Origin of the sequence: Paenibacillus sp. FSL K6-1318 (assembly GCF_037976905.1) — a bacterium.
Lineage (GTDB): Bacteria > Bacillota > Bacilli > Paenibacillales > Paenibacillaceae > Paenibacillus > Paenibacillus amylolyticus_A.
Map to the genome: position 1 here is coordinate 4,585,014 of NZ_CP150270.1, position 25,176 is coordinate 4,610,189.

Annotated in this window: 24 protein-coding genes and 3 tRNA genes; 4 read left to right on the forward strand and 23 right to left on the reverse strand. The window is 46.3% G+C overall.

Annotated features, from left to right (window positions below; all coding sequences use genetic code 11):
- Window positions 1–120: 120 nt before the first annotated feature.
- The 4 genes from NYE45_RS20280 to NYE45_RS20295 all read right to left on the reverse strand — a co-directional run bounded on the left by NYE45_RS20280 (window position 121) and on the right by NYE45_RS20295 (window position 3,507).
- Window positions 121–705 carry a TIGR00730 family Rossman fold protein gene (locus NYE45_RS20280; RefSeq protein WP_340013762.1) on the reverse strand — a complete coding sequence of 195 codons (585 nt, stop codon included), beginning with the start codon at window positions 703–705 and terminating at the stop codon, window positions 121–123.
- A 232-nt stretch (window positions 706–937) separates the two neighbouring features.
- Window positions 938–1,357, reverse strand: coding sequence for a hypothetical protein (locus NYE45_RS20285; RefSeq protein ID WP_145322963.1), 420 nt, complete (start codon window positions 1,355–1,357; stop codon window positions 938–940).
- A 19-nt stretch (window positions 1,358–1,376) separates the two neighbouring features.
- Entirely contained in the window at window positions 1,377–2,045 is a 669-nt protein-coding gene (gene ung / locus NYE45_RS20290) for a uracil-DNA glycosylase (protein WP_340013763.1), read from the reverse strand.
- A gap of 241 nt (window positions 2,046–2,286) precedes the next feature.
- The gene (locus NYE45_RS20295; protein WP_340013764.1) at window positions 2,287–3,507 is read right to left on the reverse strand and encodes a MalY/PatB family protein; all 1,221 of its coding nucleotides are present in this window, start codon (window positions 3,505–3,507) and stop codon (window positions 2,287–2,289) included.
- A 250-nt stretch (window positions 3,508–3,757) separates the two neighbouring features.
- Here NYE45_RS20295 and NYE45_RS20300 point away from each other — a divergent pair, with 250 nt between their 5' ends.
- Complete coding sequence (locus NYE45_RS20300) at window positions 3,758–4,465, forward strand: helix-turn-helix transcriptional regulator (RefSeq protein ID WP_340013765.1); 708 nt, start codon at window positions 3,758–3,760, stop codon at window positions 4,463–4,465.
- 154 nt (window positions 4,466–4,619) lie between these two features.
- Here the strand turns inward: NYE45_RS20300 and NYE45_RS20305 are convergent, their stop codons facing one another.
- The 3 genes from NYE45_RS20305 to NYE45_RS20315 all read right to left on the reverse strand — a co-directional run bounded on the left by NYE45_RS20305 (window position 4,620) and on the right by NYE45_RS20315 (window position 8,589).
- Window positions 4,620–7,541 (reverse strand): insulinase family protein, encoded by a 2,922-nt coding sequence (locus tag NYE45_RS20305; protein ID WP_340013766.1) that lies wholly within the window; start codon window positions 7,539–7,541, stop codon window positions 4,620–4,622.
- A gap of 277 nt (window positions 7,542–7,818) precedes the next feature.
- Window positions 7,819–7,904, reverse strand: a tRNA-Leu gene (locus tag NYE45_RS20310).
- A 235-nt stretch (window positions 7,905–8,139) separates the two neighbouring features.
- A complete protein-coding gene (locus tag NYE45_RS20315; RefSeq protein ID WP_124116048.1) occupies window positions 8,140–8,589 on the reverse strand; it encodes a general stress protein in 450 nt (149 codons plus the stop codon).
- Window positions 8,590–8,796: 207 nt separating this feature from the next.
- On the opposite strand from NYE45_RS20315, the gene NYE45_RS20320 reads away from it, so the two are divergent.
- The gene (locus NYE45_RS20320) at window positions 8,797–9,021 is read left to right on the forward strand and encodes a hypothetical protein (RefSeq protein ID WP_017687353.1); all 225 of its coding nucleotides are present in this window, start codon (window positions 8,797–8,799) and stop codon (window positions 9,019–9,021) included.
- 127 nt (window positions 9,022–9,148) lie between these two features.
- Here the strand turns inward: NYE45_RS20320 and NYE45_RS20325 are convergent, their stop codons facing one another.
- Both NYE45_RS20325 and NYE45_RS20330 read right to left on the reverse strand, forming a co-directional pair.
- The gene (locus NYE45_RS20325; protein ID WP_340013767.1) at window positions 9,149–9,631 is read right to left on the reverse strand and encodes a NucA/NucB deoxyribonuclease domain-containing protein; all 483 of its coding nucleotides are present in this window, start codon (window positions 9,629–9,631) and stop codon (window positions 9,149–9,151) included.
- 109 nt (window positions 9,632–9,740) lie between these two features.
- Entirely contained in the window at window positions 9,741–10,889 is a 1,149-nt protein-coding gene (locus NYE45_RS20330; protein ID WP_340013768.1) for an ATP-binding protein, read from the reverse strand.
- Between the two features lie 313 nt (window positions 10,890–11,202).
- Here NYE45_RS20330 and NYE45_RS20335 point away from each other — a divergent pair, with 313 nt between their 5' ends.
- Both NYE45_RS20335 and NYE45_RS20340 read left to right on the forward strand, forming a co-directional pair.
- The gene (locus NYE45_RS20335) at window positions 11,203–11,391 is read left to right on the forward strand and encodes a DUF6199 family natural product biosynthesis protein (RefSeq protein ID WP_083679584.1); all 189 of its coding nucleotides are present in this window, start codon (window positions 11,203–11,205) and stop codon (window positions 11,389–11,391) included.
- 145 nt (window positions 11,392–11,536) lie between these two features.
- Complete coding sequence (locus NYE45_RS20340) at window positions 11,537–12,760, forward strand: MFS transporter (RefSeq protein ID WP_340013769.1); 1,224 nt, start codon at window positions 11,537–11,539, stop codon at window positions 12,758–12,760.
- Window positions 12,761–12,799: 39 nt separating this feature from the next.
- Here the strand turns inward: NYE45_RS20340 and NYE45_RS20345 are convergent, their stop codons facing one another.
- The 14 genes from NYE45_RS20345 to NYE45_RS20410 all read right to left on the reverse strand — a co-directional run bounded on the left by NYE45_RS20345 (window position 12,800) and on the right by NYE45_RS20410 (window position 24,913).
- Complete coding sequence (locus tag NYE45_RS20345; RefSeq protein WP_062835423.1) at window positions 12,800–13,129, reverse strand: DUF1904 family protein; 330 nt, start codon at window positions 13,127–13,129, stop codon at window positions 12,800–12,802.
- A gap of 158 nt (window positions 13,130–13,287) precedes the next feature.
- The gene (locus NYE45_RS20350) at window positions 13,288–13,410 is read right to left on the reverse strand and encodes a sporulation protein YjcZ (RefSeq protein WP_083679583.1); all 123 of its coding nucleotides are present in this window, start codon (window positions 13,408–13,410) and stop codon (window positions 13,288–13,290) included.
- A 116-nt stretch (window positions 13,411–13,526) separates the two neighbouring features.
- The gene (locus NYE45_RS20355) at window positions 13,527–14,201 is read right to left on the reverse strand and encodes a hypothetical protein (RefSeq protein WP_340013770.1); all 675 of its coding nucleotides are present in this window, start codon (window positions 14,199–14,201) and stop codon (window positions 13,527–13,529) included.
- 169 nt (window positions 14,202–14,370) lie between these two features.
- Window positions 14,371–14,538 carry a hypothetical protein gene (locus NYE45_RS20360; RefSeq protein ID WP_340013771.1) on the reverse strand — a complete coding sequence of 56 codons (168 nt, stop codon included), beginning with the start codon at window positions 14,536–14,538 and terminating at the stop codon, window positions 14,371–14,373.
- A gap of 144 nt (window positions 14,539–14,682) precedes the next feature.
- Window positions 14,683–16,239, reverse strand: coding sequence for a tetratricopeptide repeat protein (locus NYE45_RS20365; RefSeq protein WP_340013772.1), 1,557 nt, complete (start codon window positions 16,237–16,239; stop codon window positions 14,683–14,685).
- A gap of 238 nt (window positions 16,240–16,477) precedes the next feature.
- Window positions 16,478–16,903: a hypothetical protein gene (locus NYE45_RS20370; RefSeq protein WP_339166532.1), complete on the reverse strand. Its 426-nt coding sequence runs from the start codon at window positions 16,901–16,903 to the stop codon at window positions 16,478–16,480.
- A gap of 184 nt (window positions 16,904–17,087) precedes the next feature.
- A tRNA-Ile gene (locus NYE45_RS20375) sits at window positions 17,088–17,161 on the reverse strand.
- Window positions 17,162–17,217: 56 nt separating this feature from the next.
- Window positions 17,218–17,291 (reverse strand) — tRNA-Met (locus NYE45_RS20380).
- 71 nt (window positions 17,292–17,362) lie between these two features.
- Entirely contained in the window at window positions 17,363–17,554 is a 192-nt protein-coding gene (locus tag NYE45_RS20385) for a hypothetical protein (protein WP_047843730.1), read from the reverse strand.
- 107 nt (window positions 17,555–17,661) lie between these two features.
- Window positions 17,662–19,113 carry an extracellular solute-binding protein gene (locus NYE45_RS20390; protein WP_339166533.1) on the reverse strand — a complete coding sequence of 484 codons (1,452 nt, stop codon included), beginning with the start codon at window positions 19,111–19,113 and terminating at the stop codon, window positions 17,662–17,664.
- Window positions 19,114–19,133: 20 nt separating this feature from the next.
- Complete coding sequence (locus NYE45_RS20395) at window positions 19,134–19,997, reverse strand: ABC transporter ATP-binding protein (RefSeq protein ID WP_340013773.1); 864 nt, start codon at window positions 19,995–19,997, stop codon at window positions 19,134–19,136.
- Window positions 19,998–19,999: 2 nt separating this feature from the next.
- Window positions 20,000–22,912: an FtsX-like permease family protein gene (locus NYE45_RS20400; protein WP_339166534.1), complete on the reverse strand. Its 2,913-nt coding sequence runs from the start codon at window positions 22,910–22,912 to the stop codon at window positions 20,000–20,002.
- Window positions 22,912–24,021, reverse strand: a complete 1,110-nt coding sequence (locus tag NYE45_RS20405; protein ID WP_145151143.1) for an efflux RND transporter periplasmic adaptor subunit — start codon at window positions 24,019–24,021, stop codon at window positions 22,912–22,914. The genes NYE45_RS20400 and NYE45_RS20405 overlap by 1 nt, the downstream gene beginning before the upstream one ends.
- Window positions 23,984–24,913, reverse strand: a complete 930-nt coding sequence (locus tag NYE45_RS20410; protein WP_340013774.1) for an ABC transporter ATP-binding protein — start codon at window positions 24,911–24,913, stop codon at window positions 23,984–23,986. Before NYE45_RS20410 ends, NYE45_RS20405 begins: the two co-directional genes overlap by 38 nt.
- Window positions 24,914–25,176 lie beyond the last annotated feature (263 nt).

A 25,176-nucleotide genomic window follows, 5' to 3' on the forward strand; every position in this document is an offset into this window, starting at 1 on the left:
GAGTGACACTCCCCTCTTCAGTAAAGTACACTATAGACTATGTCCGATAGCGGAACTTGCTTGGGCAGATCGAAAATTCTCCTCTAGAGCGATTGGTTACAGGCCTCTATTCTTGTAAAATCATTTTTCGTTCAGCTGTGACCACTTCTGGGTCAACTCTGCCGGAATATAGGATGACATCTGGTTGAGCAGTTCAGCCGGATCGGATTCCAGACTCCACAGACTAAGATGTGACGTGTTGGAGAACCCTTCCTGTACACTATGCTCTACCATCTTCATCAGCGGGCCATAATATCCGTTGACATTCAATAAGCCGACAGGCTTGCGATGAATGCCGATCTGTGCCCAGCACAGTACCTCGAATAGTTCTTCAAATGTACCCATGCCTCCGGGAAGTGCAATGAATCCATCGGATAATTCCGCCATTGTAGCCTTCCGTTCATGCATGGTTCCCACTTCAATCAGCTGTGTAAGCCCTCCATGAACAACCTCACCCCGGAACAATCCGGTAGGCATAACACCGATCACTTCTCCACCCTGCTTCAGAGCCGCATCGGCAACTGCGCCCATTAAGCCCATGCAAGAACCACCATAAACCAGTGCGTATCCGCGATCAGCAATCTGTTTGCCCAGTTGAACAGCCTTCTCTGTATATTCGGGGTGATTTCCCGGGTTCGAGCCTGCAAAAACAGCTATACGTTTCATTGGGTTTCACTCCTTCTCATGATCTATTTTAATAATATATAACATGAATGTTATGGGTATGTACAACAGGTTAACAGAACAAATGGATAAAAAAATACCCGACCGTTTGCAGCCGGCCGGGCTCCCATTTCAGTACACATCAATTTAGAAGGGGTTGTTACTACCTAATATACAGACCGAACATTAAATCCGTATGATCTTTGCATGAAATGAATATTAAATCTTCGTGGTTCTAACGTATCCCACGGCGTGAACGCACGACAAACATATGCTTGTCTTTACGCAGAATCCGGCCATCTGCAAGTTCGACCTGATCTTCATCATGACGCAGAATCGTCGTGGATAACGCTACAATTTTGGCCCGGCGCCAGATCATAACCTGTGACTTGAAATAGATGGCATTTTCGAACTGAATCGCCTTTTTCATCACATATCCAACCTTGTGTACTTCAGAACGTGCTTTCTTTAAGGGAAGACTCTCTTCGGGAAGAGGTCTGATCATTGCGATATTGTCAAACGACACCTTGATCCGTTTCGGTCCGATCCGTACACATTCCGCTTCTTCATCCCACTCGACCAGCGTTCCCTTTAATGGCTCCCGTATGCCTGTTGCACGATATACCGCTACTTTTCGTCCTATCCAATGTCGCAATGCTCTCACCTCCATCTGTCTAGTTTTCAGGTATCTTCCAATCGATCGGTTCAATACCTTTGGAGGTCAAGAAGTCATTGGCTTTGGAAAAGGGACGACTGCCGAGGAATCCACGATGTGCAGCCAGCGGACTGGGATGTGTAGACTCCAGTAGCAGGTGCTTGTCCCTGTTAATAAATGCACCTTTCTTCTGGGCATGACTGCCCCACAGCATATATACCATCGGCTCTGAACGTTCATTCAGCGCACGAATTACAGCATCCGTAAACGTCTGCCAGCCCAGTGCCTGATGCGAGTTCGGCTGACCTTCCCGGACCGTCAGAACAGCATTTAATAGCAGGACTCCCTGCTGTGCCCAATGGACCAAAGATCCATGATTCGGAATCGGCAGGTCCAGATCGGCGTGAAGCTCCTTATATATATTTTTCAGAGAAGGAGGTACGCGCACCCCCGGTCTAACCGAAAAGCTCAATCCGTGAGCCTGACCCGCTCCGTGATAAGGGTCCTGACCAATAATAACGGCCTTAACCTGATGATAGGGAGTCAACTTCAGTGCGGAGAACAGGTCTTCTTTGGGTGGAAAGACCGTCTGCGTTTTATACTCGGCGGCGAGGGTGTATCGAATCTTGTTGAAATATTCGGCTTCCGTTTCTTCCTGAAGCACCTTGTCCCAGTCGTTTCCAAACATATGTATAGACTCCTTTCCCCTGATGAATGCAAATTCGTGTAGCCCCACTACGGGGCTCTTCATTCTGAGAGCCGCATGTCATGCGACTCATAGACTATCCACCATTTTAACATAACCGGGGACGGCAGGCCAGAATTGCGCATCAGGGTATAAGTTCACCTCAAAATCAACATTGTTCTTACCGCAATCCGTATACTCATCCGAAAAAGTCACCACGCTGTTGCGTGATGACTTGATGACTTTATACTTGAACGGGCACTTCTTCGACTTTATTCACAAGCACACTACTAATTCTCCGTAATCCTTCCTGAAGAACAGAACGCGGACAAGCCAGATTCAACCTAATACAACCCTCACCATTGGCTACAAACATCTGACCATCTTCCAACAACACACCCGCTTGCTCGGCGAAGAATAAAGGTAGACTTACATGCTGGGGAGCATATGCCGAGATATCAATCCAGGCAAGATACGTGGCATCCGGAATGTGAAAGACAGCCAGCGGCAGATGCTGCTTCAAATACTGTTCAACGTAGGCAAAATTGGCGTCGAGATAACCTTTTAATTGTTTCAGCCATTCATCACCCGTTTCGTAAGCCGCTTGTGTGGCAGCAATGCTCAGTGGGTTTTTGAAACCATAATGGCGTGCCTGCCAGATGTCTCGAAGTTCCTTATTCGGAATGATGACATTGGAGAACATCAGACCAGCCATGTTGAATGTTTTGCTCGGGGACATGCATGTAATGATTCGATCCGTATCCGGGAACAGCTTCGCGAGTGGCGTATGTCTCTTACCAGTACGCAGCAGATCACAGTGAATCTCATCCGAAATGACCCATACATTGTTCCTCAGGCAGATTTCACCCACACGCTGTAACTCTTCGGTTGTCCAGACACGTCCAGACGGATTATGGGGGTTGCAGAAAATACATACCCTTACCTTCTCATCCTTCGCCTTGGCTTCAAAATCCTCAAAATCAATCGAGTAATGTCCCTGATCGTTGATCATATCCGAACATACCAGTTCAAGATTGTTATGCTCCGCAGCTGACTTGAAGAAACCATAGGATGGGGTCACGATCAGTACTTTCTCATCCGACTGACAGATATATTCCACCAGTTCATACAAAGCGGGAATGATCCCGTTTGAGGTCTCCAAATGCTCCTTCGGGAAGGACCAGTCATAGTATCTTTTCATCCAATTCGAAACAGCTTCATAGTATGCGGGATCAAACACCTGGGAGTAACCCATAATTCTACGGTCCAGACGCTCCTTAACTGCATCCAGAATCTCGGGAGGTGTGGCGAACTCCATATCTGCAATCCACATGCGAATGAATTCTTCATCCTTGAATGGAAAAGTCATGTCCTCAGTGGCGTTAAAAATATATTGACGGAAACCATCCGTATTCATGGCATTTGTTCCTGTGCGGTCGATAATCTCATCAAAGTTATATTTCATAGCTTCTGCTCCTCTATCTGCTTTACTTTTTCATTGTCGTTTCATGTCGTATTACACCTATTATTTCATGACGCAGGAATTGCATCAAATGCAATACAATCTATTCTGACGAAACAAATGAAGTTTATTGTTTCTCCAGAATAGGTATTTCCGTGAAAAAGTGATATATTTCTCATATAACATCATTTTTATGAATGACTTTCATCATTTTCACGTACTCTCAAGAAACATTACATAAGGAGAACCGGCTATGAACAATATCAATCAGGAAGTTGGCAAGAAGATACGAAACTTTCGAAAGTGGCGGGGGCTGACCATTCAACAGCTTGCGGATCAGATCTTCAAGAGTAAGGGCACGCTATCCAAGTATGAGAGCGGAGATATTACACTTGATCTAGTCACGTTACATCATATTGCGAACGCACTCAACATTCAGGTGGAGCAACTCTTGTATCAAGAACCCAGACACGCTTCTCCGCTGATGAATGCGGTGCCGTCCAGCTTTTTCAAAAACTCCACACGTTTCTATTCTTACTTCTATGATGGGCGGAACAACAGTCTCATTCGTTGTGTCATTGACATGATGGCTCAATCGGATGCCAACCGTTATCGCACCGTGATGTATATGAATGTGAAGGATTTTGATAACTACCAGGAGTGCGAGAATATGTATTGGGGCCACACCGAGCATTATGATACACTCACGACTCTAATTTTGAAAAATCAGGCCACGCCGCTGGAGAATCTATATATTAATATTTTGGCCTCTTTTCAGGAATCGGAGAAAAAGTGGGGACTGATGGCTGGTGTCTCTTTCAGACCTTTCATGCCTATTGCGCTCAAAATGTTATTCTCCAGAACCCCGCTGCCCGAGAATCAGGAGTTATATAATGAATTAAAAATCTCAAAGGAAGATCTGCGGACCCTGAAAATATACAACATGCTCGCTGTCACTTAAACAACGCAGCGTGTCACACATTCTCATATGGGATGGAGACAGTCCCTCCCATTAGAAAAGGCACTTCTATAAGCTGTTGAAACCAGCTCATAAAAGTGCCTTTCGCTTTGATGCCTATTTAATCGGGCTATCTGTGTATTGGTGAGACTATCGCTTAGTTTTTAATTAAATCCAGCGTTTCGTCAAACATTTGCTTCTGTTCCTCTATCTTGTTCTCATTACCGATTACGCAGCGCTGCTGCTGCTCAAGTATGGCCGATAAGAGCTCAGCAAAACCGATAATGTCGCTTTCCTTCGTGCTTAACACTTCGTCACGTTCCTGTTGCAGATCCGCTTCAGTCACATTCGACAGATAACACTCCAGGGAGAATGCCCCTTCGCCATAAGGCGTTCTCGGCGTATCGAGATCCTGAATCGCACCAATGATATAACGCGTCATTTCCCGCTCGTCTGCCCGGAATTCGGTCAAATATTGCGGTATCTCTTCATATACTTTGTACGTTTTATCGAGATTTGGATCACGGTACGATGCAACGTAGCTGTCTCCGTTACGTCTGAAGCCTGACATGCAGCCATAAGCTCCGCCTTTGGCCCGGATATTGGTCCACAAGTAATCCAGGGACAGAATGCCCTGCAGGACTCGTAACGAACCCGTGTATTGATATCCTTTATCGATATAATTACCCGTTTGCACCACATACTGCACCTCTGAAGGGGAACGGAATCCTTCCTTATGAGTAGCCGGTGCGAACGTAAACTCTTCCTTGGCAACCTCATGTGTGAACAGCTTCGCTTTCAGATCAGACACCTGTTGCTCCAATCCTTTATATCCCTGTTCATCAGCAGTATAGCTGACAAGCAAATTCTCCGGTCTGAAAATATACCCCGTCAACTCTTGCAGGCTGGAAGATAACTCTTCTTTTCTCGCCTCAAAGTTCGCCTGAAGATCTTCAAGCCACTGGTAAAAGGCAATGCCACTTACAGCTTCTCTGAAATCCGCGACCGCTGAATGTTTGGACGAAGACCGACCAATTCCCGCCGAATGTCCGCTGTTGATCAGATTACGTTGCAGGTTACCTTTCATCTGGGAGATGATCTCATATAACCGCTTCGAATTATCGAATCGAGACGTGAACACGATTTCTTTGATCATATCAAAGGCAAATCCAAGCTTGTCATACAACACTTTCGCGTTGAACTCATAAGTAGCCTTGAATTCATTGTGCTTGTGCGCATTAGCATAAGATCCTATCCCGCTATGAATACCACCCGAATGGATATGGATTTCATTGGATAATTCATTGAACGAGTAGTTTTGAGTATCCACGTAACCCAGTACATTTTTCAACAATCCTGCATACGGCAGGAGATGCCGTGGCACTTCTTTGATATCGAACAACAGTCTCAGATAACCAATTCCGTTCGTGTAGAGGTTATGATGCAGAATGGTTGTGCCATCGACCTGGTTCTCCGTTTGATGCAACGTAGAGGCCTTCGGTTCAATATCTTCAATGGATAACGTCGGGATGACCTGCTGCTGCTCTTTGGTTGAAGGTGTATTCTGATACTCGGCGAGTGCTTCCGTTTTCTGAATCAACGTTTGAACTTCTTCCTCACTAAGGCCGGCCTGAATAGTTTTCAGACGTGCTTTCAACGCTTCCTCCTTGCGTGAATTCAACCCTTTGTCCGGTGTCAGGGCTACAAAGGAAGTATGTGTGTTTTGCAAGATATACTTCTCAATGAGTTGCTCGAAATAACCTTCTTTCATTTTCGTCCGCAACTCAGCAAATACGTCATTGGCCTCCAAATGGGTGAAAGGCGCTTCTTCATCGTACAACCAACTTTGCAGGGAGGAGAATCCGTAGATCAAGCCCTTCGGCATTCTGCCATAGTCTGCTTCCCTGTGATTGAACTCATAGGAGTTAATTCCTGCAAGCAGCGCTTTCGGATCAAAGCCTTCTTTCACCACACGCTCAAGCACTTCTTTGACCGTTCCCAGGAAATCCTCTTTGCTCGCCAGATTGCTCTTCTTCAGTCCCACAGTGAACACAGGCTGATACAGGCTGTCATCATACGAACCGTATACATCCTTCGCAATGCCTTTATCCAACAAAGCCTGTTTCAATACCGCTCCCGGAGCGTTCAACAGGGCGTATAACAAAATTTGGAACGAAATGTTGAGTTCCTTATCCAGACTTGTGCCAATTACCGCGTTGTAGGTCAAGAAGCTGTTATCCGCTTCCGATTCTGTACTTCCCGCAGAGTAAGTCTTAACTGTGTCTACCCGTTCTGCAAAAGCAGGTTGAAGTTGAATGGCAGAATCGATCTCGATTCGATCATATGCGCTCAGGTAGTTCTCATCCAGCCATTGCAGCTTCTCTTCCATATCCATATCGCCGTACAGATAGATGTAACTGTTGGACGGATGATAGTATCTCGTGTGGAAATCCAGCAGCCCCTGATAAGTCAGATCCAGGATAGCTTCCGGGAACCCGCCAGACTCGGAGGAGTACGTAGTATCCGGGAAAAGGGAGTTCAGCACTTCTCTGCGCACCATTCGTTCCGGTGAAGAAAAGGCACCCTTCATCTCATTATATACAACTCCGTTGTAGGTTAACTCATCATCTGCAGAGGCCAGGTTGTAGTTCCAACCTTCCTGCAAAAATATCTTTTCATTCTCATAAATGTTCGTGTTCAATACCGCATCCAGATATATATCCATCAGGTTATGGAAGTCGTGGTCATTACGACTCGCGATCGGGTAGATCGTCTTATCGGGATACGTCATGGCGTTAAGGAATGTATTCAATGAACCTTTCAGCAACTCAACAAAAGAATCCTTGGCCGGAAATTTCTTGGACCCACAGAGCACGGAGTGTTCGAGGATATGGGCTACCCCTGTATCATCTTCCGGAGGTGTGCGGAAACCGATACTGAATACTTTGTTGTCGTCCTGATTGGACAAAAGTACAATTTTGGCTCCGGATTTCTGGTGTTCCAACAGATACGCATCCGATTTCAATTCTTCGATTCTGCGCTCTTGTAACACCTTGTATGGCTTAAGCTGTTTCAACATAAACTTGAGTCCTCCGTCCATAAGATTGTTTTATTGGTTTTGTGACTTATCGTTCAGCAAGGTAAAGGTAATATATGCCTATGGATAGTATACACCATTGTTCCGTCTCTTCATAAAAGTCAGATAAATGTACTTTCTGATATGTATTATGTAGGGTTTATGTTTATGAGCTACATGGTGATGTGGTCAGCTATGAAGTGACATTCATATTAAAGAACATAAAAAAAGATCGCATGCAGCTTGGTTAACAAGCGTCATACGATCTTTTTTTTTAAGATGCCGAGGACCGGGATCGAACCGGTACGGTAGTCACCTACCGCAGGATTTTAAGTCCTGTGCGTCTGCCAATTCCGCCACCCCGGCAGGATTATGTATTTCTTGGCGACAAGAAATATCTTACCATGAAATAATTAACTTTGCAACACTTTTATTAAAAATAATAAAAAAATGAAACAGGCACTGCGAGCGTCAGCTCACAGTGCCTAGAAAGTCCGAGTTGCGGTCCCGGACTTCCGGTAAACCAATCTATATTAAGGGAGGTGTAAGATAAGAATACCTCCCCAACATTAAAGAAACCTAAAATCAGCCTTAAATTAAACTAAAAAAGTAGAATAGGCCGAACGCGAGCAGCTTCTTCCTCACTGCACTCCACGATAACCAAGATATGGTCCTTTAACAGCCAATCTTCGTAATACCGCGCATCCTCCTCCGAGATCCCCGCTTCAGTCAATGTAAGCACCAAATCATCGGTCTCACTCCCAATCTCATTACCAGCGAGTCTACGCACTGCATTTCCGATCGACATCGTCTGATCCATCCGCTTCCCCAGACCAGCCAATATGCCTTTCAGAGCGCCAAAGGCACCATCCGTTCCGGCACCTTTCAACGGTTTGGGCAGCCCCGTCTTCTCGCTCACCAACTCCAGATTGAGTTGTTCCTTCGCCACCGCTCCCAAATATTTATCCTTAATGCCTTCCTCTTTCACCTGATTCAGCATCAATATAGCCTCGTTCTCGGTACGGGCCAGTCCAATGATTAATTGTGTCATTCCGTTCCCCTCCTTTTACCCTTATATAACCCCGTAACCCCCATTCAAAAACGAATAAAACCTAGCTAAGACAAATCACCTAGAAGATTGTTGATTTCTCTTCTGGAAATCTATACCTAGTTCTGATAGACTAGATAAAGAAGACAAATTAACCATTGAAAACATTGACATATGGATTTAACATCTCATAATCAGGAGCAATGACTTATGAAAAAAGAGGTAGAAATTGCCATCCGGCGCAAACAACAGATCATGGTTCGTAATACAAGCGGTCAGACGGTAACCGGATTTCCCGAGCGTACCGCCGATACATCCATTCTCTCCTTACGTACCGTTCACGGCAGTCTGTGGATACCGTTCGATGAGGTTGAACATGTTACGCGTCTGTTAAGCATCCGGTCTCATCATTTAAGCGGAATGCAACTCGTTTAGTCGGCTCTGTAATCATAGAAATTAGTTCTCGTATATTTACGTCAACAACATCTATTTATGCCAGCACTTCATACCAAAAAAACCAGACGCATGAACGTCTGGTTTTTCTCTTCCACTTATCCTGTTGTTACTTCACTACAAACTTCACTCGTGTTCCATCCGGATATGTACTTAACTGATTCCCTACCCATGAACCTGCCCCGCGATTATCCTTCGGGGTAATGTACTGGATATCTGCACCTGTTCCTCCCTCAGCGCACATCGCCATGGGCCACTCATCACGATCCTTACCCTTTTTGACCGGCACACCCTTGAGTGATAAATCCCGATTCCCTTCAGCGCCACTACGATCAATGGTGCATACATCCGAATGCCCTGCCTTGATAGCAGCTTTAATATGGTTGGCTGTTTCGGGATATCGCTCTGAAGGGAACGTAATGGTATGGTCTACACTCTTGTTAGTACTCCCGAATGGAGAGGGTATCTCCTCCGGCCATTCTCCCCCAGCCCAGGCATAGAGGGCTACCAGCAGCATCGCTACCAATGTCAGAACCTGCTTTTTGAAGCCTTGCTTACCTTTACGCTTTCGTCTTGTGCGTCTCTTACTCATGCTGTGTCTCCCCCATTCAACACTTGCATTATAACAGAACGCCCGTTCGTAAAACAATCCAATATAATAAAAAAACAGCCGAGACCGCCCGGCTGTCATGCTTGATTCATTATCCTACATTGGGAATGGCCTGTTGGCGCAGCAAGGGCAGGGTCACCTCAAACTGTGTGCCTTTCCCTTCGATACTCTCCACCGAAATCTGACCATTCATCAGTTCCAGCAGCTCTTTGCAGATGGTCAGACCAAGTCCGCTTCCACCAAATCGGCGTGCATGGGAGATATCCGTCTGGGTAAATGCGTCAAACAATTGTTCGATCTGATGCTGAGGAATACCAATCCCTGTATCACGCACAGAGAATACCAATACAACGGTATCCATCAGCTGTTGCCTCACATCCACCTGTAACTGCACTTCACCCTGCTCCGTGAACTTGATCGCATTACTCAGTAAGTTATCGAGTACCTGCCGAAGTCTTAGCGGATCACCCATAAGCACATCAGGAACACTCAGATCAGCATGGCAGAGCAAACGTATTTGTTTATTCTGCGCCGCAGGCTCATGTGTCTTCACAATCTGTTGAATCAGCTTCAACGGCTGAAATTCAATGTTTTCGACATCCATTTTGCCTCTGCCCAGCTTCGCCATATCCAGGCTATTGTTAACGATGTTCAGCAGCGCCTCACCCGATTGACGTGCAAGCTCCAGATATTCTTTCTGCTCATCCGTGGTTTCACCCATGCTGGCAAGTTCGATCATGCCCATAATGCCATTAAGCGGGGTACGAAGCTCGTGATTCAGCTTGCCGATGAATTCCAATTGCCCTCTGCTGTTCATCTCAGCCATGGAAGTTGCAAACTTCAGCTGTTGATCTGCATACTTCCGTTCTGAAATGTCGTATTGAATGCCTACAAAATACAGACACTCGCCTGATTCATTGAAGATCGGATCAATATTCAGTTCGTTCCAGAACTTCTGGCCACTTTTTGTATAATTTAAGATATCAATCTTAATGGACTCTTGTTTTTTTAATGCATGACGAATCTGTATTACTGTCTCGGGGTCTGTATCCTGCCCTTGCAGAAACCGACAATTCTGTCCGACAGACTCTTCATACGTGTATCCTGTCAGCCGGGTAAAATGTTCATTTACATACATGAGCGGAAGCTCAGGCAGGGTAGCATCGACCACCGTAACGGAGGATTTCACTTTCGAGATGATAAATTCCCATTGTAATGAGAGTTGATTATGTTGGCTCATGCCTTCCTCCTTCATCTCACACACGTTAATGTTTATATATTCAGCATTCGTACTTTATATGGAGATACAACTAACCAGATGGTATGTGTTGATATAGAAACAATATATTTTAATTGTAACACAGTTATTCAAGTCATGTGGTTTATGGGTAATAGTTGATAACTAACATTCGACAATAACCTAACTGTCATCAGGAGGAACACACATGAAATTTCTGTTAATTATCATCATTATTATTTTGATCGCAGTCATTTTTTCCAGACGCAAACGTTAAGATGAGATCCGTTATGTAAGTTAGGAAAGGAAGATGGGTATGAGAACCCTCTTTTTTATATTCATGGTACTGTGCATCATCAATCTCTGTTTCCCAAAATTCGGCTGGTATCTGCGGTATGGCTGGATTTCCCGGGGTGAAACTGAACCCAGCAGACCTTATATGGCTATGGTCAGAATGACCAGCCTGTTGATGTTGCTTATCGCCTTCACACTCGCTATGGCATGAACTATAGACATCAGAAGACAACTGTCCTATTGGGCAGTTTCTTTTTTTTGTGATGAAATGACGGGAAAATGATAACTTTGTTTGTGGTGCAAAGATGACAATGCCCGTAATATAGACATATCGTTTCGGAAAGGACATCATTGGCATGAACATCGCATTTTATCCGTACTGGGCTGCCAAAACGCTGCTCTCACTCATTAATGTCATATATATCATGGTTATTACTACGTTTATTTATAGTCAGACTGGATCCGTACTCTATGCTGCCATGTTTCCGTTCATTCGGATCATCGCACGCATAACAGCAGGATTTACTTTACCATTACTTGTGAAGCGTTTCTCATTCTCCAGACTACTGATCAGCATTCCCGTAGCCAAAGCATTCCTCGTGACTGGGATAGCGATTTCGTTGAACCACTTGACCACACAACTGCCACTTCTGTTGATCGGGGTTGTCATTCTATCCTTTTTGGAAGGCTGGGAATCTCCGTTACTGGATACTTTAACGCCACGGTTGGTTCAGGGAGAAGATTTGGTGAAGACCAATAGTCTCCTCTCTTTCTCCAATCAGACGGTGACCATTGTCGGGTTCGCCATGACGGGATTTGCCGTGATGAACTGGGGAGCGTCACAGACCTTCTGGGCAGCTACAAGCCTGTCCTGGGCCGTTCTGCTCTTCCTAATTGCCCTTGGATCGCTCACACGGGATATAGAACAACCCGAGAAGTCGATCGTCACACGGAATGTGCTGCGAAAAGGCTGGAGCATGCTTTGGAAGAATCCATCCTTACGACTGATCACACTTATGGACATCGCCCAAGCTCTTGCGGGGTCCATCTGGATCGGAGTGATTACGCTGGCCTTTGCGAAAGAAGCTCTGGCACGAGGAGAAGGTTGGTGGGGACTCATGAACTCGAGTTACGCTGCCGGAACCATGCTTGGAGGTATTCTGGCTCTGGCTCTGGCCAAACGGATTCAGAAGCACTTGATCGCCAGCATGACCATGGGTTCTCTTCTCCTCAGCCTGATGACCATCGTTTATGGTCTCAACAGCCTGCCATGGCTCGCGCTGGCGTTATGTATACTTATGGGCCCTGTCTACCAGATTCGTGATATGGCTCAACGGACAGCGTTTCAGAGAAGTGTGCCCGCTGAATCCTTGTCCCAGGTATACGCCGCACATGGCGTACTGATCTCCACGGTTATGAGTGTATCCATCGTCATCTTCGGTCTAGTCGTCGATCTATTAGACGTTCGATGGGTATACCTTATCGGTGGAGCCTTGTTTATCGTGTCTGCGATATGCTCTATATCGTTGAACCGGGTGCACAGGAACGAGCATACTATTAAGCATACGAAAAATATGTAAATCAAAAAGACGAGCAACATCTGCTCGTCCCTCACAACCTCAATCCAATCGATAATCTGTCAGCGGCTTCCCTTGTTTATAATACAAAGTGGGTGACAATATATTGAAGAAAATATGCACATCCGGCATGTACGCTTCTTCCAGAATAGCCTGCAACGAGGATGCAATCCGATTATGAATCTCCTGATCACGTTGAAACATCAAAATCTCTATAGAAGCTGGAGAAGGCGTTAGCGCTTGTACATCATGACGCTCTGCCTTCATTCTCTCCTGTGGAATATGAGTAATTAGGGCCATCTTCTCTGTAATTTGGGGTACAACTTCCTCTAGCTGAGGACCTGTGAATCCTTTAAAGCGAATAAACGGCATTGCTATCCCTTCAATCTCTGTTAATAGTCTCTTATGTGATTTTAAGCACATTGTTTTCAGTTGTCAAATGTCATTGTTAGCATATGTTGCTTCTTATAATAGGAAAAGCCCCGCTGAAGTCTCAGCGGAGCCATTGCCTGCACGATTCTATACGCGACTTACAGCCAGAAAGATTTTGTGATGATCACGAGCAGGATGAAAAGTACGAGAATTGCACTTGTGGAAGTCCATCCGCCGCCAAATCCACCAACATTGCCACAACCGTATCCAACTTGACTCATTTGATTGGCCTCCTTTGAATTTCAAGGTATGCCATAACATATGCGTATTCCGCGGAAGTGACCGGGCGAATCGGCAAGTTCAGTAGCCCATTCATCTGGGATTCATGCCCGGTGACTTAACTGTGTGGAACAATGCTTATATTCACTCGGTTTTTTAACGACTTCTGAGATGATGGGTCTGTACTCCCTCTGCCCAAAAGGATTGTACGAGTGCGTGTATCACTTCGGGATGCCAAAACAACTTCTCCATCAGGCGCTATACAATAAGCGATTGGAATGGATATCTCGCTATCACGGTACGAACCATCCGCATGGCTTGTTCCCATGACAATACATTGATGCTGCAAGGCAATCTTACGCGCCTCTTCGACCCATTCACTATACTGCTCTTCACTGAACATGCCCACACCAATGGAATGCATAATGATATCCACACTTCCTATATTCTCGTTGCGAAATCCTTGCAGGACCAGCTCATCACACAATAAAGTGCTTATTACCCAACCCTGTTCCTCAACCGTCTCCGCAGGTGTATATTTGGCTTTCTCCAATACAATCTCTCCAGCCTTGGTGATGATGATCGATCTGTCCTTTGGACGTTCATCCAGTCTGCGATGGCCTGATATAATCATGGTTCCACTTTCAGCCGCCAACCTGCAAGCTTCCTCAACATTCTGGTTCAGATATCCTTCAGGAAAAAATAATACATCTGCATCAGGGTGTTGCTTGAGTTCGGCTTCAAGCTGCAGCAAATGCTGTTCGAGCCTCGGTTGTCCAATGATAATCTTCATCTGGTATCCCCCATTCATAAATAAAAGCCGGTTCATACCTGAATAAGGTACGAAACCGGCTTAAAGGTTGTACGGACAGAACACTGCTCATCGTACTTCACTTCAAGAGTAATTGTTCTCATGTTATTGCTCGGTGAAACAATTACCTTTACAGTTCAATGGTATGTAGTTAGGCATTTCTACGTTCAATACTATCATAGATGGCCTGTCCATCATAGCTTCGATCTGTAGCGATATCTTTCACCAATAGGGTACTGTTTGCATTTCCAGATAAGATACTCAGTGCCCCCAGCACCCAAGCAAGTGGATATAACGCAACGGATAACATTTTCTTCATAGCTCTGTCTCCTTTTCTGTTGAACTAGACGATTGGTTGAATATCCCATTAATACGATTACAACCCAATTAGGTTTCGATTTTATATACAACCATCACTATTTCTAGACATACAGGAGACAGGACAGAACTTCAATTGTTGCGTTCAGCTCAACTCAAAACTCTGGAGTAACGCTGCCGCCTCTTCATGATCGGGTTCCAGGGCCAATACTTTATGGGTATATGACAGGGTTTCTTCTTCCAGTTCAAGTTCATAACAGCACACAGCCAAGTCGTACAGAACTGCCGGATTATGATTACTCGGATCTGCAACCAACGCTATCTCCAGAAACCGTTTCGCATCCTCATACATATACATTTCATATAATAACTGCCCTGCCAGAAATGCCAGTCCCCCTTGCTGCTCCATCACATAGTAGGACGACCACATCGTATGGATGCCAGACTGAATATCAAGCATTTCCTCATCACTTGCATCAGGAAGAAGACTGGAAATATGCGTAGCACTGTGAATCAAGAACTCAGCATCATATCCACCCAAACGCCAAAACGGCAAAATATGCTTCAACTCCATACTCTCTATTTGAGAGTCTACCCATTGTTTCATACTGAAAAAGTCATCCGGTCCAAAACGTTCAACAAATCGATGGTAGGCCAGCCGCGTGTTCACATAACGGATCGGTTCGTCCACCATTAACATGCACCCAACATTCAGATCTTTATAATGATGTGTTGTGAATCGCGTATGTGCTCCCTGTTGTTCCAAGACATATTGAATGGCATGGTAGTTAGCCGTTAAAGAGAAACTTCCGTGCAGAACGAATTCAGGTGGCTCTGCGAACTTCCAGTTATCCAGTCGATGATCTCCTTTATCAGCGGTAATCAACACATAACCAGACTGTGACAGCTTGTTCAACCGTTCGAGACACGACAAACCAATTGCCGGGAAAAGGATGTGTGAATCCTCCAGCTCCGCCTTGTACAATGTGATCAGTTCCGAATACGGATAGTTATCTGCACTGTATTCGGGCGCCCGGCGATACTCATAACTCAGTGTCATGTTCTTCAGCATCTCAGCGGGTTCAAGATCATGACGACGATCCGGAGACTGAACAAGCAGATCACACTCGTAGATCTCGCCATCCCCAATATAGATTAATTCCTGTGGAATGCTGTCAAAAAAGTAATTGGCAATCAACAACAACGGTTGTTTCAGATCGCCTGGTCGAATAACTGTACCCGCAACGGCCAGTTTTAGCTCCGTATCTGCTACAGCGTCAAAACGCGCAAAATCCACTATACCTTGTTGAATAAAGGATTGCATGGATGGGTGCTCTTTCCAACCCCGCACATTCTCCTCTACGAGATCCGTCAATACATATCTGAAAGGAGGTAAATCTAATCCTGCAAAATCCTTTAACTCAATCAGTTTAAGCAGGATTTGGTGTGCCAAACGCCCTACGCCCGCCCCAAGCTCCAGAATGGTCACAGTCTCGGTGATCTGTCCCTTGTTCGCCAGGTCCTGAAGAAAGCCAAAAATCATCTCTGCATACGCCGTGGCAATCACCGGATTACTGGTAATATACTGAGGGACCTGATTTTCTGTCCAAGCCTCTAGCCCCTTCTGTTCATAATAAGCTCTCTGCCAATCCCAGACCGGAGCTTCGCTGTAACGAAAACGTTGACTTTCATTTGACGTCATTAAAATAGAAACCTGCTTTCTATAACTAATTTCATAAGATTCTCAGATGTTCACGGAATACTTTATTTCGAATACCATTCAATCTCTGTAATGCATTATATCATAGAACCCTGTCTACTCGATGGAGTTCAGTCTTCCCCTTCAACAAGAAAAAAACCTGCTTTTGAGGGCAGGTCTGCGATGTCCTTCATTTAAGAAGAATATTGATCTAGTTTCACTTAGGCTAGGACGCTCAACATTAGTCGGAATACAACACTCCGTCGAAGTTTTCAGGACCTACACGGATCGTACCCAACAAGTTGGAGCTAACAAATGCAGTGTACGTCAATTGAGGTGTAATTGGTGGGTTGAAGTCATCGGCAGAGAAGGTAATAATCTGAGGTGCCAGGATGCTCAAGCTAAACGTAGACGTTGCGGAATAAATTACAGGGTCTGTTGGTGCGGTTCCTCTGACAATGGTGATAGTTATACCAACGAGTGCCAAAGGAAGTTGCACAGACACCGTTCCTTTGAATTGTACCCGTGGGTTAGCTCCAATGCTGCCACCGGTGACTAGACCAATCTGGCCAAATAATTGTGGTGTGTTAATAACCAGGATTGGTATGGCGATTGAGTTAGCCAAACTCGCATTCTGCGAGGTTCTTGCATCAATAAATTGACTCATGAAATCTACCTCCTATGTGTGGGATAGGATAGTATATGCGAGAGTTGGTGTACGGCGTGGACATACACTGAGTTACGCAAAAAAAGGGCTTATTAGAAAGACACTATTAACAAATGACCTTTTTGACTCTAGCACCTATATGAAGACAGAAAAAAACCCTTGCTAGGCAAGGGTTTTAAGAGTATGGGCCCTACAGGACTCGAACCTGTGACCAATCGGTTATGAGCCGACCGCTCTAACCAACTGAGCTAAGGGCCCTAGACATAATGTATAACGTGCAGATGATGGCTGTGAATCATCCAAGTGAAACTAAATTGCGGGGGCAGGATTTGAACCTGCGGCCTTCGGGTTATGAGCCCGACGAGCTACCGGGCTGCTCCACCCCGCGTCAGTAAGAAATATTAAAACAGCGACTTAACTAATATACACCATTCTATCCTAATAAGTCAAGGGGTAATGTCAGGGAATAAATCGAACACCGTAACGACCTTTGCGTGAACGATACACTTCGACTTCTGCCGGTTCATTGTGACCGTAAATCCACCCGTCCTGCTCCATTCGTTTCGCCAGACATCCTGCCTGAAATTTGGTTGCATACAACTTGCTGAAATATACCCAGTGCATACCGCTCGTCCTTTCCGGAGTCGTCATTTATTCCTGCTTTTTGTAGAATACCCCATTTCCATAAAAATAGCCGCCAAAGATTAAAATCTTCAGCGGCTATCCTTAAAATGATGATATGACTACATCATCAAATCTCATTGAAACGTGGCTTTAGGGTCCTTTTTCAACTTCTCTAACATCTCGTTACCTTTAGCTGCCCATTCGCCAAGCGCTTCTTTTGGTGTCTTTTTGTTCTCAAGTACCTGGTTGAAATATTCCATGCCTTTTTCGTTTACTTGCCATAGACCTGGGGATTTTTGATACATTTTATCCAGGTTGGTATTCGTTGGTGGGATCGGCTTCAAAGAATAGAATGCTTGAATGTTGTAATCCAGGCCATCCTTTGGCTTGATGAAACTCTTCCGGGATACCATCTCATAGCTGCTACGTGCCTTGATCTTCGCCCAATCTTCACTGTTCATGTACTTGATCAGTTCCCACGCGTCATCCGGGTTCTGAGCAGCACTATTGATTGCCATCAGGTTGCTCAGATAGATGTTGCCTCCGATTTCAGGCGCTTCTGGGTGAACTGGAGGTGTAACTACATCCCAATCCACTTTCGTAAAATCTTTCATTTTATCCGCATTTTTATTCGCATCAATCAATTGATTAATATAGCTGTAATCTCCAATAACCATGGCTGATTTGCCGCTCAGGAACAGGTCACCCTGAACTGGATCATAACGTCCGCTCGGATCCTGATCCTGTGGTTCGTCGCCTTTAGGGATAACTTTGTCAATCGCAAGTTTACTGATCGTGCTCCATACTTTCTCCCATTGAGGAGAATCCACAGTCATTTTTTCAGCTTTATCGTCAAACGTCTTCAGCTGCAAAGAACTGTAATACTGTTGCATGGAGTAGTACGGCGAACCGCCCTGATATGTGGTGAAGGAGAAACCAAATACATGGTCTTTACCCTCCCCTTTCGTAAGACGGGTACCCAGATTGAAGATATCATCCCAAGTCATGTTGTCTGTTGGTGGTTCCACGCCTGCTTTTTCAAACAAACCCTTGTTATAGAACAAAGCAGAGGAGGAGAACGTTGGTGTCAATGCATAGATGCTCTGATCCCCAAGGTCCTTAATTCCCTCCAGTACACTAGGCACAATATCACTGGTATCAAACTTGTCTTCCTGCATCAATGGATCCAGCTGTTTCACGAGATTCTCCTGAATTAATGATTTGACTGTTGCGGTATCCGCCACGATGACGTCAACCGGGTTATCCCCAGTCATAATCTTCTTCAGACTTTCCATCGTATCCGGGACTTCCGGCTGCTCTTCGGTGTTACCATACCCATACATGCTGCTCTGATCAACAGCAGCTACAATTTCGATGGTTACATTGGGATGTGTCAATTCAAAAGCATCGGTGAATTGCTGACGGAAGTAACTATCATCCTGTCCTCCCCACAACGTAGCCACACGTAATACACGCTGCTCCGTATCCTTGGCCTCACTTGCCGTACAGCCTGCAATTAGCGGCAGTGCCAGTGTTGCTGTAGCCATAATGGCCAGCACCCGTTTTCCCCATAACTTGTTCTTCATCTCCCAGTTCCCCCTCTTAATTATCTTGGCGGTGTAATAACAATACGTTCACCGTCAAATTCCAATGTAGCCCGGTTATCAATGGATAAGGCCTCCAGATACTCTTTTGGCACCTGAAGCCGTCCTGCACGGTCAATAATGACAAATGCTTCGTGAATATCCGGCATCCCCGCAGCGGACAAGCTATGTTCATCATCCAGATTCGGGTTACGCTTCACAAACTCGGTACTGGTCAAGCCGTCCCGAATCGCAACGATCCGGTCTACCTTGCCAGCAAGCGTCAAGTCATGCGTAACAATGACAATGGTAACGCCGAGTTCCTTATTCATTCTTCTGAAAATGCCCATGATCGTATCACATGTCTCGGAATCGACCGAACCTGTTGGTTCATCTGCGAGCAGGATTTTGGGACGATTGGATAAGGAGATCGCAATCGCTACCCGCTGCTGCTCTCCTCCGGACAATTGATGCAATTTGTTATGCATCCGATCCTTAAGGCCTACCCATTCGAGCAACTGCTTCGCGTAAGCACGATCACGTTTGCCCCCCAGAATCATGGGTGTCTCCACATTTTCGAGTGCCGTGAGATAAGGCAGCAGATTACGACCGTTATTTTGCCAGATAAAACCTACGGTATGACGTTTGTACTCGACAAGTTGGGCATCTGTCATCTTCAGCAGATCCCAGTCTCCCACAACAGCCGTACCGGCAGTAGGACGATCAAGTCCGCCCAGAATGTTCAGCAGCGTGGATTTACCGCTACCACTGTTACCGATGATGGCCATCATTTCACCTTGATTGACAGTCAGGTTGAGGCCCTGAAGGGCAACGACTTCCACATCGCTGGATTTAAAAATTTTGACAAGTCCTTCGCATTGGATCACGTTTACCTCTCCTCTCCCATTTTGACCGCCTGGTGAACCCGCAGCCTGCGAATCTGCCAGAGCAACATCGTTGCACCAATGACCAGCATCACCACGGTGACCCCATACAGTTGCAACATATCCTGCTGTTCAAACACAATGCGGAACGGAGGTACCTGAGCAGATACATTATCTGTCGTTTGCAGGAATGGCAGGAATAAACGACTGGATACCTGACCAATACCAATACCTAGCAGGATCGACAGTCCCGCTGTGAACACCTGTTCCAGCAGCAGCATGCCGCTCAGTTGTGCCCGGGATAACCCCATGGCTCGTAGCACACCAAACTGCACAACACGTCCAGACAGGTTGAAGAACCAGTACAGCACGTATCCGATCAACGAGATAATAACCGAAACCAGGAAACCAAGGCTCAGAATCCCGAATACGCCACCTCTTGACGGATGTTTACCCTGAGATACCAATTCGGTCCGTACGTCACGCACAGACGATAACTCAATACCTTCTGCTGCGAGTTTCTCCATTAATGGAGCCACTTTGGCATCCGGTTCCATTTTCAACCAGACCTCATAAGGAATCAGAGGCACCTGATCATAGATATAATCCAGATTGGCCACGAAGAATGGCATCTGATCCGGATACTGGGCTGGCCAGTAAGGAATGATCCCGAACACGACGAATTCAATCGCCTGTCCCTGTACACCCATGGAGACGAGGTCCCCAGTTTTTAGTTTAAATTTGTCAGCAAATTTGGAAGAGATCAATACAGCCCCTTCGTATTTACCAAGCAAGTCAAGGTACTTGTAGGGATGTGCCGGGAACAGATCGTTACGGAACCAAGCCACTTGAGCAAAGTCCACATTATCAATCCCGACCAGCATTCCCTGTCCACCCGATTTACCAGAGACGATAATATTGCCCTTGGTCTGCAGCACTCTTGCTGCATGTTCCACACCATCTAATCTGCGGAATACTTCGAATGGAGGTTCAGAGTAGATGACTTTCGATGGCTGAGAAGATCCACCGCCTCCACCTGGAGCACCTCCACCGCCATTTCCTCCGCCAGGAGCGCCTCCACCACCAGAACCGCCGCCTCCGCCTTGTTGACCTCCACCTGAACCACCATTCTGTCCGGAACCAGGCTTAATCTCAGGCGTTCCTTCCCATACGGTCTGCATGATCACATCAGAACCATAACGGTACAGCGTACGCTCGGTGGAATTCAGATCAATCGTCCGGGCCGCAGCCGAGTTATACACCCCAAGTCCCAATGTCAATACGAGCAGGATCATCAACGGATAATAGGAAGAAGATGAACGCGATAGCTGCGTTAATGTCAGATACAACGGGACCGGGAGAAACTTGCGACCGATGAGCTGAATAAGCTTCAATATCCACGGGAACAAACGCAGGAAGAATAGTCCTAACGCAAAGATCGCGAGTGCGGGTACAAAGAACAGAAACGGCTGTACCTGCAGCTGATCAGTTGTCATTCCGGTCTGGAAGGTCAACATCTGACGTTCATAGAACAGGTAGTATCCATATCCAGCCAGACCCAGCAACACCACATCCAGGAACCAGCGTTGCCATACCGGAGCGCGGTCTGTACGCGCTTGTCGCCGCTTGGCTGATACAATGGTTGCCCGTGCATAGGTGATCGCAGGGATAAGTGATGCGATGATTGCAACAAGGACCGCTGCTACGCCCAGGAAAATAGCTTCTTTCGATATACCGATCGGAATGGATTTCCGATCTACGAATGACAGGAAGCCGCTTGCTGAACCAATACTCTTGGCCATAAACCAACCGAGAAACGGTCCAATAATGAGCGCAATAACGCCCAGGAATATGCCTTCAAGCAGGTAGAGAGAGAAGATCTGCCGAGCTGAAGCTCCACGGCTGCGCAATACTGCAATATCACTCTCTTGCTTCTGTAATGACTGTCTGGCGTTCATCGCGATAAAATAAAAGACCATCGCAATCATCGGTGCTGCCAAAGTAAACAGCATCGTTTGCAATTGCAGACTCTGACTGCGGAACTGCTTGAGCAGATCACCGAAGGTAATGTCCACTTTCGTATCTTTCAGCCGCTGATACAGATCGATATCCAGCCTTTCCAGCATGGAAGTCAGACCCGACAACTGGCTGGTTTGAATTTCTTTCAGATCAAAGGCATAATACCAGCGTGAATTCTGAAGTGGAATTCCTTTTTCCTTCAGTAAAACATCATTAAAAACCGATTCATCCACATAAAGTCCATTCATCATGCCGTCAAATCCCTGTACCCAATAAGGGCTGTTTGGATCATCTGCCTTGAAGGAACCTGTAATCTTCACACGCAACGTGATATCAAGGCCGCTATACACCGGATATTCCAGAATATCGCCGATATGCAGATCGTTACGGTACATGCCTTCTTCCAGCATAACTGCCTCAATAATATCGTCCTTGACCTGATTGCCAGGTTTCACCCCGGCAGAGTAATTCACCTGTGCATCCAGTCCACTCATCGTGCCCATACTCATACTGCGCACCCGGCTGGCGTCCACTTTGGTTGGATCTTCGGGACTCACCTCTGTGCTGCGAATGGATCTGGAATTCACATACGTATGGAAAGGAAACCCGATGTCGCGAGGGACATCCTCACGAATATAACGATCTACTTCGTCCAAACCCCTTGTGTCTGTCTTCACGCCACCAGGTGCCTGATAACTCATGAGCAACGAACCCGCTGGCAATCCTTCACTGTTATCCTGTAGCGTCTGCGCGACGACCCGTTTCAGCGCACCATCGGCATACATTGGAATACTGACGGTGAACGCAACCGCCACAATCAATCCGATCAGTGTGCTGAAGGTCATCCAGCGCGTGTTCCACATTTTGCGGAACAGCAGCCGAAGCAATGGCAGCCCCATTAGCGTCCCACTACTTTCTGGCCTACGGTCAGACCTTTCAGAATCTCGACATCCGTCGACGTCTGCTGGCCAACTTCAACGTCCACTTCACGCTTGCTGCCATCACTCTCGACGACTTGCACGTACGTTCTTGAACCGATGGAGCGTAAAGCGGATACAGGAATTACAATCGCGTTCTCGGTACGCTGCGTTACGATGGAAACCGATAGAGGAGTACCACGTTCCACGCCTTTCGGCATTTTCGCAAGTGTAACGATAACATATTGATCCAGCGATTCTTTGACAGGAGGTGTTGCTCCTTCTCCCGATCCTCCCCCACTGCCGCTTTCCGATGCTTCAGCGATAGGCATGACTTTAATTTTACCAGCGACTTTACCCGCCCCATTAATGTCTACTTCTGCCTTCATACCCGCTGAAAACTTCTCCAGATCTTCCTTCGCAAAAGTAGCTGCCACAACCAGATTCGATGTATCTGCAATCGTAGCAATCGGATCATACGCTTTCACCGCTGCACCCTTCTCTACCTGCACAGCAATAACGGTGCCACCAAATGGAGCAGTCAGTGTGGCTTTGCCCAATTGTTCCTCCAGATCAGCGAGTTCCTGGCGTAGTTCTTCAAACGCAATCGTTGCTTCTTCGAACTCTACAGGGTCCATCTCATCCTTCTTGCGGAGTGTTTCCTTCATTTGAACTTCGGACTTGCGAATAGCAAGTTTCTTGCCACGGATCTCCTTCTCTACACTCTCCACATCAAGCACGGCGAGCAGTTGACCCTTTTTCACTTTATCCCCCGGTTTAACATTCAACTCTTTGACATGCATGCCATCGAGCGTGAAGTACACCTTCTCTTCCCGTTGACTCATCATCTTGCCGCTGCCACTTACTTTTTTCTCCAACGTCTCTGTCCGAACCTCATATTCCGGTTTCTTGGAAATCGTTGGCGGCGTAATTGGCGGAAGCACTTCTTCTTCTGTTTCTGACGGCAGCAATGAGCAGCCGGACATCGTTGCAACCATTATCGCACCAAGTACAATAACTGCTGCGCGTTTCCCCCTCTTCGGAGCGGCCCCTTTACTTGATAAATCTGCCGTCCGCCATTTCATAAACATGGTCCGCAACCTCCAAAATTGTAGGATCGTGTGTAGTCATACATATCGTTACTTGTTCTACTTCAATAATATTGCGGAATACCGCCATGACCTGTGCGCCCATCTTGGAATCCAGTTCGGCCGTAGGTTCATCCGCAAGCAACAATCGAGGTCTATGGGCAATGGCCTTGGCTATAGCCACACGCTGCTGCTCTCCCCCGGACATCTCGAATGGACGGTGCTTTACACGTTTGGATAGTCCAACCAGATCCAGACAATGACCAACCCGGTCCTTCCACTCTGCTCGCGGTACATCCGCCATGCGCAGCGACAGCTCTACATTTTCCCAAGCAGATAATAAGGGCATGAGTGCATACGCCTGAAAAATAAAACCGATCTCCTTGCGCCGCAAAGCGGTCCGCCGCCGGTCTCCCCAATCCTGAAGAGGCTGGCCGGAGAACAGAATATCTCCACTTGAAGGCTGATCCAGTCCACCCAGCATATTTAGCAGTGTTGTTTTGCCTGAGCCTGATCGACCCTTCAGCATGACCAGTTGTTGCGGATTCACTTCCATATCAATGCCTTTGAGCACATGGATGATGCGACTGCCTGTCTGGAAACTGCGATGTACGTTACGCACCTCCAGTACAGGTCCATCATATGGAGGCAGCATATCCTTCTTTGGTTTGATCTTCTTTTGGGGTTCATCAACGGTAGTGACAGCAGCCGCAGCCACTTCATCCGAAGCGATTTCACTTTCAGATAAAGATACTTCACTTGTCGGGTGCGCTGGTTCACTTATGTATGTACTTTCCCCCGACTCCGTCGATGCCTCCAGCAGTGTTTCCTCCTGTTGATGTTCATCGCCTGACTGGCTCTTGGCAGGTCTTTTTCTGAGAAATAAATTCTTCATGCCAGCAATCACGCTCATCCTTTCTTGATATCCCGATCATTTCTTCAAAAAACCTAAAATTAGAAATCTGTTCCAACCTACACTGAATTATAAACGACCGATCACAACTAAAAGTTACAAGCTTTTTACAACGGTAGAGTGAAAAAGTTAATATTTTGATGAACAAACGAAAAAAGCACCCCAAAGTGCGGGATGCCTCTTGTATATTCGATGGTTTTGCCGCTATGACGGCAATCATTACAATTTTGATACCGTTCATTCCT

Bases quoted from the DNA above. Each gene is read 5' to 3' on its own strand.
- NYE45_RS20295 (WP_340013764.1), bottom strand. From the start codon at position 3,507: ATGAAATATAACTTTGATGAGATTATCGACCGCACAGGAACAAATGCC.
- NYE45_RS20335 (WP_083679584.1), top strand. From the start codon at position 11,203: ATGAGAACCCTCTTTTTTATATTCATGGTACTGTGCATCATCAATCTC.
- NYE45_RS20340 (WP_340013769.1), top strand. From the start codon at position 11,537: ATGAACATCGCATTTTATCCGTACTGGGCTGCCAAAACGCTGCTCTCA.
- NYE45_RS20280 (WP_340013762.1), bottom strand. From the start codon at position 705: ATGAAACGTATAGCTGTTTTTGCAGGCTCGAACCCGGGAAATCACCCC.
- NYE45_RS20315 (WP_124116048.1), bottom strand. From the start codon at position 8,589: ATGACACAATTAATCATTGGACTGGCCCGTACCGAGAACGAGGCTATA.
- NYE45_RS20400 (WP_339166534.1), bottom strand. From the start codon at position 22,912: ATGGGGCTGCCATTGCTTCGGCTGCTGTTCCGCAAAATGTGGAACACG.
- NYE45_RS20365 (WP_340013772.1), bottom strand. From the start codon at position 16,239: ATGACGTCAAATGAAAGTCAACGTTTTCGTTACAGCGAAGCTCCGGTC.
- NYE45_RS20410 (WP_340013774.1), bottom strand. From the start codon at position 24,913: ATGAAGAATTTATTTCTCAGAAAAAGACCTGCCAAGAGCCAGTCAGGC.
- ung (WP_340013763.1), bottom strand. From the start codon at position 2,045: ATGTTTGGAAACGACTGGGACAAGGTGCTTCAGGAAGAAACGGAAGCC.
- NYE45_RS20355 (WP_340013770.1), bottom strand. From the start codon at position 14,201: ATGAAGATTATCATTGGACAACCGAGGCTCGAACAGCATTTGCTGCAG.
- NYE45_RS20330 (WP_340013768.1), bottom strand. From the start codon at position 10,889: ATGAGCCAACATAATCAACTCTCATTACAATGGGAATTTATCATCTCG.
- NYE45_RS20305 (WP_340013766.1), bottom strand. From the start codon at position 7,541: ATGTTGAAACAGCTTAAGCCATACAAGGTGTTACAAGAGCGCAGAATC.
- NYE45_RS20390 (WP_339166533.1), bottom strand. From the start codon at position 19,113: ATGAAGAACAAGTTATGGGGAAAACGGGTGCTGGCCATTATGGCTACA.
- NYE45_RS20350 (WP_083679583.1), bottom strand. From the start codon at position 13,410: ATGAGTCAAGTTGGATACGGTTGTGGCAATGTTGGTGGATTTGGCGGC.
- NYE45_RS20370 (WP_339166532.1), bottom strand. From the start codon at position 16,903: ATGAGTCAATTTATTGATGCAAGAACCTCGCAGAATGCGAGTTTGGCT.
- NYE45_RS20405 (WP_145151143.1), bottom strand. From the start codon at position 24,021: ATGTTTATGAAATGGCGGACGGCAGATTTATCAAGTAAAGGGGCCGCT.
- NYE45_RS20345 (WP_062835423.1), bottom strand. From the start codon at position 13,129: ATGCCGTTTATTCGCTTTAAAGGATTCACAGGTCCTCAGCTAGAGGAA.
- NYE45_RS20360 (WP_340013771.1), bottom strand. From the start codon at position 14,538: ATGAAGAAAATGTTATCCGTTGCGTTATATCCACTTGCTTGGGTGCTG.
- NYE45_RS20320 (WP_017687353.1), top strand. From the start codon at position 8,797: ATGAAAAAAGAGGTAGAAATTGCCATCCGGCGCAAACAACAGATCATG.
- NYE45_RS20300 (WP_340013765.1), top strand. From the start codon at position 3,758: ATGAACAATATCAATCAGGAAGTTGGCAAGAAGATACGAAACTTTCGA.
- NYE45_RS20385 (WP_047843730.1), bottom strand. From the start codon at position 17,554: ATGACGACTCCGGAAAGGACGAGCGGTATGCACTGGGTATATTTCAGC.
- NYE45_RS20325 (WP_340013767.1), bottom strand. From the start codon at position 9,631: ATGAGTAAGAGACGCACAAGACGAAAGCGTAAAGGTAAGCAAGGCTTC.